The following is a 14,028-nucleotide window of genomic DNA, read 5'->3' on the forward strand; positions in this document are numbered from 1 at the left end:
TACTTAAGGAACCCAACGTACAGGTGTTAGCCGAAACATTGAGAAATTGCTTAACGCAGGCGCAGTCTCCAAAAAATTAACGGTACGAGCGTCAGCCGAAGCTTATCAACTCAGCACTACTGGGTAGTTTTGCCATTTTTTAGCCTAACAGGACTTACGCAAATCAATAGCCGAAACCGTGATTTTCTTCTTAGGGGCAATAGCCTGCGGTCAGCTAAAGCCACATGAATTGCCCTTACAGCGTGTCATTTTGCGTAAGTCCTATCTAAAAACCAATTGGGAGAATAAGGGAAAAATGCTTGCTTGTGGTAACTAGGATGAGATAATTACTCTGTGGAACAGGAATACTGATGTAGCGATTCTCTCTTGAGTCAGGTACAAGAACCCCACCCCCAACCCCTCCCCGCTAGCGAGGAGGGGCTATGATCTAGATCATCTGATAGTTGAATAATCAAAAGACCTGACCGATTTAATAATGCGATGAATCTTGCTAGTGTTACAGATTGAACAGAGGTAATTAATGTGGTACTAGAAAGCTCGAATAACTGTCGTTTTTAGATTTTAAATTGGTAAGTAATCCCCAATCCACTGATGCTATATAGACGATTTGGACGCACAGAATTACAGATGCCAGTATTTTCCTGTGGTGGCATGAGATATCAGTTCAAATGGCAGGATGTTCCCAATCATGAAATTCCTGCTGATAACCAGGCGAATCTGGAAGCCACTATTAGAAGGGCTGTTGAGGTTGGAATTAATCATATTGAAACTGCTCGTGGTTATGGCACTTCCGAAATGCAATTAGGGAGAATATTGCCCAAGTTTGCCCGCGAAAAGTTGATTGTTCAGACCAAAATAAACCCAGAGGCAGATGCGAAAGAATTCCGGGAAAAATTTGAACAATCATTGAAAAATCTCCAACTAGATTATGTTGATCTTTTAGGGTTGCACGGTATCAATCATGATGAGTCATTAGATTACAGTATCCGTCCTGGGGGCTGTTTGGAAGTAGCCCAGCAGTTGCAAGCTGAGGGAAAAGTTAGATTTATTGGCTTTTCTACACACGGCTCAACAGATATGATTGTGCAGACAATTAATACCAATCAATTTGATTACGTGAACCTGCACTGGTACTACATTAATCAATGGAATTGGGCGGCAATTGAAGCAGCTAAACGCCACGATATGGGGGTGTTTATCATTAGCCCATCTAATAAAGGGGGTTTATTGTATGAACCTCCACAAAAATTAGTAAATCTTTGCGCTCCTTTGAGTCCAATGGTGTTTAATGATTTGTTTTGTTTGAGTCATCAAGAGGTGCATACCCTGAGTTTGGGAGCAGCAAAACCAGAAGATTTTGATGAACATTTGAAGACTTTAGAATTAGTAGATCAGGCATCGTCAATTTTGCCACCAATTTTAGCAAGGTTGGAATCAGAAGCGATCGCTACTTTGGGAGAAGATTGGGTAAAATCTTGGCAGACAAATCTACCAACCTTTGACCAAACCCCTGGTGAGGTAAATATTCGGGTGATTTTGTGGCTGCGGAATCTAGCGATCGCCTACGATCTGGTAGACTATGGCAAAATGCGCTACAACCTGCTTGGTAATGCTGACCACTGGTTCCCCGGTAACAAAGCTGATCGGTTAAATGAATTAAACTTGCGGCAATGTCTCGCCGGCAATCCCTACGCTGATAAAATCCCCCAACTTCTGGAACAAGCCCATCAGATGTTGGCGGGTGCAGAAGTGAAGCGATTGTCTCAGAGTTGAGGATTAGAAACTTAGTATATTTGATGATATACTAAGTGACTACATATCAATAGTTAGTTAATCAAGTTGGCTAACAAAAATGAAATCTCTATTTTCGCAACATTCAAAACAAATAGAATTACCTCTACAGTTAGTAACTTATCAAAATAAATTCGCTTTCATCGATCTATTTGCTGGTATTGGTGGATTTAGAATTGCTTTACAAAAACTAGGTGGTCAATGCTTAGGCTATTCTGAAATAGACAAACAAGCTATAAAAGTTTATCAACAAAATTTTATCAGCTACTTAAACAAAGATGAAATTGAATTAGGAGATATAACAAAAATTAGTGAACTTCCTAATCATGTTGATATAGTAGTTGGTGGTGTTCCGTGTCAACCTTGGTCAGTCGCAGGTCGTTTAAAGGGATTTGAAGATCCAAGAGGAAAGTTATGGTTTGATGTAATTAGACTAGTCAATAAAAATAAACCTAAAGGCTTTATATTTGAAAATGTCAGTGGATTGGCAAGCCCGAAAAATATAGATAACTTGGAACTGATTGTACATGAATTGGAAAGCATAGGATATTGTGTTAAATGGAAAGTCCTCAATGCTTATGATTTTGGTTTACCTCAAAATAGAGAGAGAGTTTTTATTGTTGGAATTAGAAATGATCTAGAAAAATGCCAAGAGTATAAATTTCCTATTCCTTTGAACATTCATCCAAAAGTTTTCGATATATTAGATGATATTAAATCTGCAAAACTTATTGAAAAAGTCAAGCTAGATCGACATACCTTATTTAAAGGTATGATTCCACCATCAAGAACTCGATTTCAAAAAGATGATGAATTAAATGATTTCTTCATTTTTTCTGATTTAAGAAATGGACACACAACAATTCATTCTTGGGATATTATAGAAACCAGTGATAGAGAAAAAATGATCTGCTTAAGTCTTCTAAAAAATAGAAGAAGTAAAAAATATGGAGATAAAGATGGTAATCCCTTATCTTTTGATAATTTTAAACAGATAATATCTGATCTAGAGATAAATGAATTAAATGAATTAGTCGAAAAAGGAATATTCCGATTAACTGCTGATCATAAGTATGAATTTGTTAATTCTAAGAATATGACAGGTATTAATGATATTTATAGAATTATTTTACCTACTGCTGATATTGTGCCAACTTTAACTGCTACTGGTGCTAAAGACTATATAGCTACAGTATCAATTCATGCTAGCGATCCACAGAAATATAAAAATATTTTCTTAGAAAAAATTTATAAACAGAAAAGATTTATACCAATTCTGGCAAAACACGCTTGTAAATTACAAGGTTTTCCTAGAAATTTTGAATATCACGAAAAAGATGATATTGCCAGAAAACAGTTTGGGAATGCTGTTCCTGTACCTGTTGTTGAGTATGTAGCTAAAGAATTGATAAGTATTCTTGATATTTAAACTAATTTTGGTAAAAAATATCACTAAATTCGGCAGCAAAGTTTTCTTGTCCTAACTCAACAAAAAGTGCTTTTAATTGCTCAAATGTATTTTCAGTTCCAGAACAAAAATCCCAAAATTCATTTTCAACCCATATATCTTGGGCAATATCTAGAGGGCAGCTAGATAATTTACTTTTTTGGTGTTCATACCAAGATTTTTTAAAAGGATTAAAAGGAATAACAATACGAGCTTGTAACTTAGCATTTGTATCTTTAGCAAGTCTATAGGCGTACCACTGTAGCATTTGTTTGTTAAATCTAGATTGAAAATCGCCTAGATTTGACTGTGCAGTTTTTATATCAAAAAGATATTCAATTCCATCTTTAGATAAATGAATATCAACTCCAGTTCCGGATGGAGGAGATTTATAGGTGTAGGCGGCAATGTCTTGGGGACTGATTTTTGCGGCAGCGTTTGTCAGCCTCTCTATACATTCTTTCGTTGAAATTTTCGTGTTTTTAGGCTTATTTTCACGTTCCTTAACCAATTTATCCAATTCATTCTGTAAAGCTTCAGGAAACTCAGTTGGAATTAATATCTGCTTTGTGATGATTTGAAATCCATTGCTCTGAGCTAATATTTTAGCTATAGGTTCCCAAAAAGTTGTTCCTAGACTTGTTTCTAATCCACCTATTAGAGAACGTATTCGTCTTTCCTTAGGAAAAATTTCATCTAATATTTGGTAATTTTTGACTGCTTTATTCTTAAAAAATTTTCTAATTGAAATCTTAATATTTTCCTTTATTTTTTCTTTAAGATAGTCATCCATAATTCAATTGTTTGGTCTTGATTAGGGCGGACAAGATAAGATGCGCAACCGACAAGCTGGTAGGGTAGATTACGGGTTTAAGCTAGCACACCATCTAACATTGGGCAAAGTTCATGGAAAATATTAACAATAATTATCAATTACCAATGCCCAATGCCCCATTCCCAATACTAGTCAGATTTTTTCGTATCTGCTGATTTACTTGCCTTGGGTATGACTAGCACTTTATCAACGCGATTACCATCCATATCCATAACCTCAATTCGCATACTTTGCCATTCAAAATAATCTGCTGCGGCGGGAATACGTCCTAAATTGGTGATCACAAAACCGCCTAAAGTTTGATAACTACCGCGTTCATCGGGTTGCCACTCTTCCATACCGAAAAGTTCCAAAAACTCCTCTACAGGCAACATCCCATCCAAAAGCCAGGAACCATCTTCGCGTTGCACAGCTTGTGGTTGATCTTGCCCATCTGTGGAAGGAACGTCACCCACGATTTCGCTCATGATGTCGTTGAGAGTGACTAATCCTTGAATCACGCCGTATTCATCGACTACTAGCGCCATGTGAGTGATGGTTTGCTTGAACAATTCCAAAACTTTTAAGCCACGGGTGCTTTCTGGCACAAATACGGGCTGTCGCAATCCGATCGTCAAGTCTAGCGGTTCTCCTCGGAAACTCCTAGCTAATAAGTCGGTGACAGGGATAACACCCAGCACATTGTCAAGTCCTCCCTGACAAATTGGGTACCGAGAATAGGCACTATCAACCATTTTTTGGCGATTTTCTTCGGCAGAGTCGTCTAAGTCTAGCCAGACAATATCCGGGCGGGGTGTCATTAAGTAGCTGACAGGGCGATCGCCCAAACGAAAGACTCGCTCTACCATATCCTGTTCGGCTTCCTCAAAGGTTCCCGCCTCAGTGCCTTGCTCAATTAAGATTTTAATTTCTTCTTCAGTGACTTGCGGCTCGGTAGAAGCTGTAATTCCTAGTAATCGCAGAATCAAATCTGTAGAAGCGCTTAAGAGAAAGACTACTGGAGAAGCGATCGCCGCCAAAGCTTGCATTGGAATAGCTACAATTGATGCAATCTTTTCTGGGTTGTTTAATGCCAGACGCTTCGGTACCAATTCGCCAACTATCAGTGAAAAATAGGTAATCAGCAAAACCACTATTCCGAAAGATAGCGGTTCACTATAAGGTGCTAACAAGGGGACACGTTTTACATCGATTGCCAGTCGGTTGGCAATTGTTGCTCCTCCAAAAGCACCAGTCAGGATACCGATCAGCGAAATACCCACTTGAACGGTTGACAGAAAATGATTTGGAGACTCAGCTAGTTTCAATGCTACCTTTGCCTTGGCATCTCCTTGATTGGCAAGCTGCTGTAGCCTAACTTTCCGTGCTGAGACGATCGCCATCTCAGACATAGAAAATACACCATTGGCAATAATTAGCACCAAAATGATTAAAATTTCAAAAGTGATGGAGGACATGTTTAAAATTGCGGCTTATCAGAGCGAACGTAGCTCAATTCCTAGTATCTAGTATTAAAGGTGTTTCGATAAATGCTTTAAGTGTACACAAAGTAATAGTTATAGTTCTTAAGTTTATTAATTGCTGTGCATTATTCTTTAACCAAAGGAGCAAGAAAGCTGTTAACACTTTTAAAATGGTTGACATAAACTGCCCCTAGATTTCCTCACCTACAAAGCTCCCATCCCTAGTAGTACTTATGTCATTTTCTTCTATTGTGCGTGCCTTAGGGCGATCGCCGCTAACCACTGAATTTATTTCTAAGCTAAACCGACAACAAGAATTGCGGTTAAATGGCATTCCCCGGCTGCCCAAGGCTCTGGTGGCTTCGGCATTAGCGCAGGCTATGGGCAAGGATTTGTTCGTGGTTTGCGCCACTCTGGAGGAAGCTGGACGCGTTTACGCACAACTGGAGGCAATGGGATGGCAAACAGTACATTTTTACCCCACATCCGAGGCTTCTCCCTACGAACCTTTTGACCCGGAAACTGAGATGAGTTGGGGGCAAATGCAGGTATTGGCGGATTTGAGCATGGGGCATGGGGAATGGGGCATGGGGCATGGGGAAGAAAACCAGATCCGAAATCCCAATTCTCAATTATCCACGATGGCAATTGTGGCTACTCAAGGGGCGCTGCAACCCCATTTGCCTCCACCAGCAGCTTTTGGGCAATTCTGTCTTACCCTGAAGCGGGGCATGGAATTAGACTTGAATGCCTTCAGTGAGAAAATAACTATTTTGGGGTACGAACGGGTACCTTTGGTGGAAACAGAAGGACAGTGGAGCCGGCGGGGCGATATTGTTGATGTGTTCCCGGTTTCATCTGAGTTCCCAGTCCGGTTGGAATGGTTTGGCGATGAAATCGAGCAAATGCGGGAATTTGATCCCGCAACCCAACGTTCCGCCCTCGACAAAGTTAACCAGTTAGTTCTTACCCCCACTAGCTTTGCTCCCGTAGTGATGGCGGCACTGAAGAATAGTTCTGAGTTAGGAGTTAGGAGCGATGCCCTGAGCTTGCCGTACCACTTCGTGGAAGCAGGCTACGCGCAGCGTCTCGTAGAGAAGGGTCTCGTAGAGAAGGGTTATGAGTTAAATTCTGACTTAGAACTCAAAACTCAGAACTCATCACTCTTGGAGGGTAGTCGTCGCTTTTTGGGGTTAGCGTTCGAGCAACCAGCATCTCTGCTAAACTACTTAGCAGAAAACACCCTAATTGCTATTGACGAGCCAGAACAGTGTCATGCTCATAGCGATCGCTGGGTAGAAAATGCCGAAGAACAATGGGGCATTGGGCATGGGGAAGAATCTAATCCCTTAACATTGCCGAAGATTCACCGGTCTTTTGATGAGTGTCTGGCTGACGTTGCCAAATTTAAAACATTATACTTATCAGAACTGTCAGAGGAAAATGCTGGGATCAATCTGGCCAGCCGACCTGTTCCAGTCATGCCACACCAGTTTGCTAAACTAGCTGAGACTATCCGCCAACAACGCGATCGCAATTTCTCGATCTGGCTGCTTTCTGCTCAACCTTCGCGTTCCGTCTCGCTTTTGCAAGAACATGATTGTCCGGCTCAGTTTATCCCGAATCCCCGCGACTACCAAGCGATCGATAAGCTGCAAATCAACCATACTCCCATAGCTCTAAAATATTCGGGTCTTGCGGAACTAGAAGGTTTTATCCTGCCTACCTACCGTTTGGTAATCGTTACAGATCGGGAATTTTTTGGGCAGCATTCCTTGGCGACTCCCGGCTATATCCGCAAGCGTCACAAAGCTACTTCTAAACAAGTTGACCCCAATAAACTGCGTCCAGGCGATTATGTAGTTCACAGAAATCATGGTGTTGGCAAATTTGTCAAGCTGGAAAGTTTGACGATTAATCACGAAACCCGTGATTATTTAGCGGTGCAGTATGCTGACGGGTTACTCAGAGTTGCAGCCGATCAAGTCGGGGCTTTATCGCGGTTTCGCGCCGCAGGTGATAAAGCACCGGAACTTAACAGAATGACCGGTAAAGCTTGGGAAAATACCAAGAATAAAGTCCGCAAAGCAATCAAAAAATTGGCGGTGGACTTGTTGAAACTGTATGCAGCGCGATCGCAACAACAAGGTTTTAGCTTTCCAAATGATATGCCTTGGCAGGAAGAATTGGAAGATTCTTTCCCCTACCAACCCACAACGGATCAACTCAAAGCTGTCCAAGATGTGAAACGAGACATGGAAAGCGATCGCCCAATGGATCGCTTAGTTTGTGGCGATGTCGGTTTCGGAAAAACGGAAGTGGCGATTCGTGCTATTTTCAAAGCAGTCACCGCCGGTAAACAAGTGGCACTCCTTGCGCCGACGACTATTTTAACACAGCAGCATTACCATACACTCAAAGAACGTTTTGCTCCTTACCCGCTAAATGTCGGTTTACTCAACCGTTTTCGTTCGGCTGAAGAACGCCGCGATATTCAAAAGCGATTGGCAACGGGTGAATTAGATGTAGTGATTGGTACACATCAACTTTTAGGTAAAGGCGTAACATTCCGGGATTTAGGACTGTTGGTGGTGGATGAAGAACAACGATTTGGGGTAAACCAAAAAGAGAAAATTAAAAGCCTGAAAACTCAGGTAGATGTGCTTACCCTCTCCGCCACTCCCATTCCCCGGACTTTGTATATGTCCTTGTCGGGAATTCGAGAAATGAGTTTGATTACCACGCCACCCCCAACCAGACGCCCAATTAAAACCCATCTTTCACCGATTAATTCCGAAAGTATCCGCACTGCAATTCGTCAAGAATTAGACAGAGGCGGACAGGTGTTTTATGTAGTTCCACGGGTGGACGGAATTGAAGAGACAACAGCGAATTTACGAGAAGTGATTCCGGGAGCGAGGTTTGCGATCGCTCACGGTCAAATGGATGAAAGCGAGTTAGAATCAACTATGCTCACCTTCAGTAATGGCGACGCAGACATCCTCGTTTGTACGACAATTATTGAATCTGGTTTAGATATTCCGCGAGTCAACACCATTTTGATTGAAGATGCTCATCGCTTTGGATTGGCACAGCTATATCAATTACGCGGTCGTGTGGGACGTGCAGGTATCCAAGCTCATGCTTGGTTATTTTATCCGAAGCAACGGGCATTATCTGATGCGGCACGGCAACGTTTACGAGCGATTCAGGAATTTACTCAGCTAGGTTCTGGGTATCAGCTAGCGATGCGCGATATGGAAATCAGAGGTGTGGGTAACTTGCTAGGTGCAGAACAATCCGGTCAAATGGATGCCATCGGTTTTGATTTATATATGGAAATGCTAGAAGAAGCAATTCGGGAAATCCGAGGACAAGAAATTCCGCAAGTGGAGGATACCCAGATTGACCTCAACCTGACGGCATTTATCCCAGCAGATTATATTACCGATTTAGATCAAAAGATGAGTGCTTATCGGGCGGTGGCCACAGCTAAATCTAAATCAGAATTAAAGCAGATTGCAGCCGAGTGGAGCGATCGCTATGGTAGTTTACCAGTGCCTGCAAATCAACTTTTGCGAGTCATGGAACTCAAGCAGCTAGCGAAAAAAATCGGATTTAGTCGGATTAAACCAGAACAAAAGCAGCACGTCGTTTTAGAAACACCGATGGAGGAACCAGCTTGGAATTTGTTGGCGGCGAATTTACCGGAAAATCTGAAGACGCGCTTTGTCTATTCTCCAGGTAAAGTGACGGTGCGCGGGTTAGGAGTTTTTAAGGCGGATCAACAATTGCAGAGTTTGATTGATGCTTTCGGGAGAATGCAGGGTGCGATTCCAGAGGCGGCTGTTGTTTGATCAGTAGAAAAAGATTAGTCATCAAGTGAAAACCTATGTCAGACTTACTTAGAAGAATTACAGTTAATCCCAAACAATGTGGCGGTCGCCCATGCATTCGGGGCATGAGAATTCGGGTGTCAGATGTACTGGACTTGTTTGCATCTGGACTTAGTGCTGAACAAATCTTGGAAGAAATGCCCGATCTTGAGGCCGATGATCTTAAAGCAGCACTTCTATACGCCTCGCGTAAGCTTAATCATCCAGTGTTAGTAGCATGACCATCTGAGTAGACGCCCATTTGTCACCTATGATTGCAACTTGGATTACTAGCACTTTTGGGATAACAGCATTATCTTTACGCGATGTTGGGCTGAGGGATGCTGATGACCTTGAGATTTTTGAAGTAGCCAAAGCTAGAGGAGTTATCTTTCTAACCAAGGATAGTGACTTTGTTGACTTGGTTGATCGTCTTGGATCACCACCACAAATTATCTGGTTGACGTGCGGGAATACATCCAATACTCGGTTGCAAGAAATTTTGAGTGCTACTTTGCTAGAAGCATTAGAGCTTTTGCGGACAGGTGAAGCGTTAGTCGAAATCAGCGGGAAGTAGGAATTGTAATGAGTTAATGTAGTTTTATTTCCCTACTCTTTTTCCTCAAGTTTCTATCAATTTAGAACCAAACCTACACAGGATAACCAGAGTGAGTATTAATCTTGATTTGCCGCCAGAGCTAGAAAATGAGCTTTTTACTGAAGCTTCTCGGCTAAATCTGCCTCTTTCTGAATACATTCTTCGGATTCTTTCTGTGAGGCAGGTTTTAGCAAATCCTCCCAAGACAGGAGCCGAACTGGTTGCTTATTGGCAGAGCGAAGGTGTGATCAACTCACGACCTGATATTACAAATAGTCAAGCATACTCTCGCAAGTTACGCCATGAGTCCCAAACTCGTGAGCGAGAATAGGTAAAGTAGATGTATTTGCTAGATACTGACGTTTCGATTGATATTCAATGAGCGCTTTTTTTCCACGTTAGGTGATCGCAGCTACACCGTTATTTCCGCAGATTAGATACCCGATTTGGATCAAAATTTTATTTTACCTACGTTAGATAGCTTGAGAATCTTGGGAATACTGATCAAAGAACTCAATTGTCTAAACCGCAGAAAGCTTGGAGGAGCTTATGAATCAATCATGGTATCCAGCTCATACATTCAATGGTGACTCTAGTTGGTTCGGTGGTGTGCGCTCCCTATCCATAAATCCAAGCCGCCAAATTATTGCTTGTGGCAGCGATGACAATACAATTAGATTATGGGATCTAAATAATGGTCAACTTTTGACCTATCCGTTTGAACATACAAAATCTGTTCGCTCCATTACCTTTACTCGCAAAGGAAATGGTTTGATTAGCGGTGGCGATGATGCCACCATTAGAGTTTGGGATTTAAGAACATCTCAGGAATTATTAACTTTTAATACTCATTCTCAACCAGTGACGGCAGTTGCTGTGGTTCCAATTTATGATTTTGTTGTAAGTGGAAGTGATGACTATACAGTTAAAATTTTTAGTTTGAAAGAAAGGAAGGAGATTCAAACCCTTCGAGGACATTCAAATTACGTGCAGTCTGTTTCTGTGAGTCCTGATGGTTCATTGATTGCGAGTGGTGGTTGCGATCAGAAAGTTAAGATTTGGAGAACCAACATACACGATGAGATTTTCTCATTTTCAACCCATTCAAAAGATGTACGTGTAGTTGTATTTAGCCCTGATGGAAAAATTCTTGCAAGCAGTGATGATAATGGGGACATCATTCTGTGGGATATGCAAACTGGATTATCTAAATGCACTATTCAGGGGCATTCAAGTAGTGTGCGTAGTCTAGGTTTCAGTTCTAATGGTGAGTTTCTCGTAAGCGGTGGTGATGACGGCTACGTCAAGATTTGGAATCTGACGACAGGTACTCTAGATTCCTCTTTCTGTGCTCACTCAGCAGGAGTTAGCTCAGTCGCTTTTTGTTTTAATAATCAGGTACTTGTAAGTAGTAGCTGGGATAAGACAGTCAAACTTTGGGTTCTCGAAACCGCAATTCCTAAACCTTCAAAAATCGGTTTTTTTAAAGGACTTTTTGGGAAAAAGCAGCCTGAACCTGAGCTTGTTTCATCTTTGCCAAATTTTATTCTTCAACAAGTTCAAGGAAATAGTGAAAAGCTAAACGAGTCTATGTTTAGTTCCGTTGGTGCTAACTTTGAAACTGAGGTTTATAGCTTTTGTTGGGAAACATCTCAGCCTCCAGTCAAGAATCCTCAGTTAGGTTTGGAGGATTGGGAGCGATTATTGAGAGACTGGAAACGCCAAGAAGAAGAGCGCAAGAAAGAACAACGTGCAAAAGAGAGACTTCGCTTGCGAGAGCAACGTTTGAGATTAGAGAAACAGAAAGAAGAACGTCTCAACACAGAGCAGCAACTACAGGCAGAGAAACTAAGACAAGAACAGCGGCAGCAAGAGAAAAAACTCAAACAAGTAAATCAACTTGGTGCAGTGATTGAATTACTTAATACATCGCTTACGCAGCAAGAGGAAAAACCCAAACAAGTAAATCAAGACCGAACTACTAATAATTATCGGGATAACAGTACATCTAACCAGCAACGGACTACGACTAACTTCTGGGGCAGTAATTCATCAAGTAACTCAAGTGGAAAAGTCTATGTTCAAGGTTATCGTCGTAAGGATGGAACCCATGTTGAAAGACATTGGCGCAAAAAATAAGCGCCAAACTAAAAAATTTGCCTGCCAATGAACAAGATGCGGCGGGCTAGTTCCTGTGTACAAGCGTAAAAATCAGTTTCGTAGAGGCTTGGTGAAGGGATTGATATCTTTGGATTTGTTTCAGGTACACCCATTAGGTTAGTTCAACCTCAACATCTTTGCTTTTATTGTAGAACTGTCTCAAATCGAGGTGATCAATTAAGACGACAAAGGTGTTTGCACAACCGGGGTCTAAGATTTCGGTTGGTGCGATCGCAATTATGTGAGTATTATCTATAGGCGATCGCTATATTCATCTGAAGTTAGGCGAGCGCTACAGACTTGTGTTCTGAACCAAGAGGCTCGTCTTCTGAACCAAGAGGCTCGTCTTCTGAACCAAGAGGCTCGTCTTCTGAACCAACGGACTTGTGTTGTCTACCAATCATTACGCACATAATAGCCAATTTATGAAGTGCGTAAGTCCTAAATTTAATCATTTGATCTGAGCAAAATAGGTAATGGCTCTTTATAAAAACTTTCCCAACTTGCCCACACTATCTTCGATCAAACAATTCGCTGGTTTCTAGGAGTGCGATCGCAATTATGTAAGTATTATTTATAGCGATCGCTTGTATTTTGAAAGAGTGGCAGACTGCCGCAAAGTTTTTGAGCAGGCGGGAATTCCAGACCCAGCCTTTTGAGTCTAGTTGGTAAAATTAACTGTAAGGACACTCTACCGGAAAAGTCCGCTTGGGCAAATCTGTTTCTCCAACAGCTAATTCGACACCTTTAAGATAGGCTTTGCGAAGTGCTTCTTCAAGGTAGGGTTTTAAGCTAGGATTGTCTTCGAGTAGTTTAGCATTGCAGAATGCAGCATAAGAAGGGAATGGTTGACCGTTTTCATCTATCAACTGACGATATCCAGCGTGTTCCTCTATGCCCTTGAGCCAAGTTCGTAGATGTTTGACACTGCTTGTTCATTACCAGAGTTACCTGATTGATTCCTGAGCTTTTCTTGTTGTTCCCTTAAAAAAGGTTCTTGTTCCACTTGAATGCTAGCAATACAATCTTGAAACAATTGATCATCTGGAGCGTAAATGTATCCCAGTTGGTGTTCATAAATTAGAGCGCCTGAACCACGATCAACACGCGCAGCCCGCGTTACCATTTGCTCAATCCAAGGAGTACTTCTAATATGGGTCAAACAAGCAATATGGGTTACAGCAGGTATATCTAAACCCTCGTATGCCATTGCCACTGTTACTAAAATATCTACAGAATTTTTACCGTGAGTTTTGAAACGTTCAATTGCTTTCTTTGCTTCTTTGGTATCATAACTCGTAGCGATAGCAGCCATAACATTCATGTTTTTAAGCCACTCAAGGAAACGCTTTGCATTAGAAATGTTGGCGGCTACTACCAGCATCCTGGCTCGTCCATTTGACTGTTTATGAGCTTCTGCTATCGAGAGCGATCGCGCTTTGCTCTTACCCTAAGCGATCGCAACCTAACAACCCCAACAGAGTGTAAGCAGAGATAATTTATAGTATGAGTTTCCTAACGATTCACAGCTATGACAGAGCTACTTGAACAAGCGATCGCTAAACTAAAAAACTTGCCTGCTAATGAACAAGATGCGTAGGCGTAGCCCGCTACAGGCATCGCGGGGATGATTTTGGAAGAACTAGAAGATGAACGCCGTTGGGATGAAGCTTTCGCCCGTTCCCGTGACGTACTCGCTTTCCTGGCAACTGAGGCAATGGCTGAATACCGTGCAGGAAAAACCCAATAGTTAGATCCAGATGCCTTGTAAAGTCACGTATAACAAGTTGCTCTCTCGGTTGTAGCTACACAGTGCGATCGCATTCCCGATTTTGATTAAAAGATGAGTGCTTATCGTG

At 41.7% G+C, this 14,028-nt stretch carries 12 protein-coding genes and 1 pseudogene; 8 read left to right on the top strand and 5 right to left on the bottom strand.

Annotated elements, in window-relative coordinates:
* Positions 1–591: 591 nt before the first annotated feature.
* Together HWQ38_RS39690 and HWQ38_RS39695 are read left to right on the top strand one after the other, a co-directional pair.
* A complete protein-coding gene (locus tag HWQ38_RS39690) occupies positions 592–1,773 on the top strand; it encodes an aldo/keto reductase (protein WP_292805906.1) in 1,182 nt (393 codons plus the stop codon).
* 79 nt (positions 1,774–1,852) lie between these two features.
* Positions 1,853–3,220, top strand: coding sequence for a DNA cytosine methyltransferase (locus HWQ38_RS39695; protein WP_292805909.1), 1,368 nt, complete (start codon positions 1,853–1,855; stop codon positions 3,218–3,220).
* A 1-nt stretch (position 3,221) separates the two neighbouring features.
* Here the strand turns inward: HWQ38_RS39695 and HWQ38_RS39700 are convergent, their stop codons facing one another.
* Both HWQ38_RS39700 and HWQ38_RS39705 read right to left on the bottom strand, forming a co-directional pair.
* Positions 3,222–4,031, bottom strand: coding sequence for a TdeIII family type II restriction endonuclease (locus tag HWQ38_RS39700; protein WP_292805912.1), 810 nt, complete (start codon positions 4,029–4,031; stop codon positions 3,222–3,224).
* Positions 4,032–4,201: 170 nt separating this feature from the next.
* On the bottom strand, positions 4,202–5,530 hold the full coding sequence (locus HWQ38_RS39705) for a hemolysin family protein (RefSeq protein ID WP_292805915.1): 1,329 nt from the start codon (positions 5,528–5,530) through the stop codon (positions 4,202–4,204).
* Positions 5,531–5,769: 239 nt separating this feature from the next.
* Between HWQ38_RS39705 and mfd the strand changes: the two genes are divergently transcribed.
* The 5 genes from mfd to HWQ38_RS39730 all read left to right on the top strand — a co-directional run bounded on the left by mfd (position 5,770) and on the right by HWQ38_RS39730 (position 12,148).
* Positions 5,770–9,393 carry a transcription-repair coupling factor gene (gene mfd, locus HWQ38_RS39710; protein ID WP_292805918.1) on the top strand — a complete coding sequence of 1,208 codons (3,624 nt, stop codon included), beginning with the start codon at positions 5,770–5,772 and terminating at the stop codon, positions 9,391–9,393.
* A gap of 35 nt (positions 9,394–9,428) precedes the next feature.
* The gene (locus HWQ38_RS39715) at positions 9,429–9,653 is read left to right on the top strand and encodes a DUF433 domain-containing protein (protein WP_292805920.1); all 225 of its coding nucleotides are present in this window, start codon (positions 9,429–9,431) and stop codon (positions 9,651–9,653) included.
* A gap of 20 nt (positions 9,654–9,673) precedes the next feature.
* Positions 9,674–9,988 carry a DUF5615 family PIN-like protein gene (locus HWQ38_RS39720; protein WP_292805923.1) on the top strand — a complete coding sequence of 105 codons (315 nt, stop codon included), beginning with the start codon at positions 9,674–9,676 and terminating at the stop codon, positions 9,986–9,988.
* Between the two features lie 91 nt (positions 9,989–10,079).
* Positions 10,080–10,340 carry a hypothetical protein gene (locus HWQ38_RS39725; protein ID WP_292805926.1) on the top strand — a complete coding sequence of 87 codons (261 nt, stop codon included), beginning with the start codon at positions 10,080–10,082 and terminating at the stop codon, positions 10,338–10,340.
* Between the two features lie 218 nt (positions 10,341–10,558).
* The gene (locus HWQ38_RS39730; RefSeq protein ID WP_292805929.1) at positions 10,559–12,148 is read left to right on the top strand and encodes a hypothetical protein; all 1,590 of its coding nucleotides are present in this window, start codon (positions 10,559–10,561) and stop codon (positions 12,146–12,148) included.
* A 302-nt stretch (positions 12,149–12,450) separates the two neighbouring features.
* On the opposite strand, the gene HWQ38_RS39735 is transcribed toward HWQ38_RS39730, so the two are convergent.
* The 3 genes from HWQ38_RS39735 to HWQ38_RS39745 all read right to left on the bottom strand — a co-directional run bounded on the left by HWQ38_RS39735 (position 12,451) and on the right by HWQ38_RS39745 (position 13,592).
* Positions 12,451–12,573 (bottom strand): hypothetical protein, encoded by a 123-nt coding sequence (locus HWQ38_RS39735; protein ID WP_292805932.1) that lies wholly within the window; start codon positions 12,571–12,573, stop codon positions 12,451–12,453.
* Positions 12,574–12,843: 270 nt separating this feature from the next.
* Positions 12,844–13,038 (bottom strand): DUF29 family protein, encoded by a 195-nt coding sequence (locus tag HWQ38_RS39740; RefSeq protein WP_292805935.1) that lies wholly within the window; start codon positions 13,036–13,038, stop codon positions 12,844–12,846.
* Between the two features lie 23 nt (positions 13,039–13,061).
* Complete coding sequence (locus tag HWQ38_RS39745) at positions 13,062–13,592, bottom strand: helicase-related protein (RefSeq protein WP_334790209.1); 531 nt, start codon at positions 13,590–13,592, stop codon at positions 13,062–13,064.
* 108 nt (positions 13,593–13,700) lie between these two features.
* On the opposite strand from HWQ38_RS39745, the pseudogene HWQ38_RS39750 reads away from it, so the two are divergent.
* A pseudogene (locus HWQ38_RS39750) lies at positions 13,701–13,919 on the top strand (hypothetical protein).
* The last annotated feature ends 109 nt before the right edge of the window (positions 13,920–14,028 follow it).

The sequence above is a fragment of the Nostoc sp. NMS7 genome, assembly GCF_017115085.1.
Lineage (GTDB): Bacteria > Cyanobacteriota > Cyanobacteriia > Cyanobacteriales > Nostocaceae > Nostoc.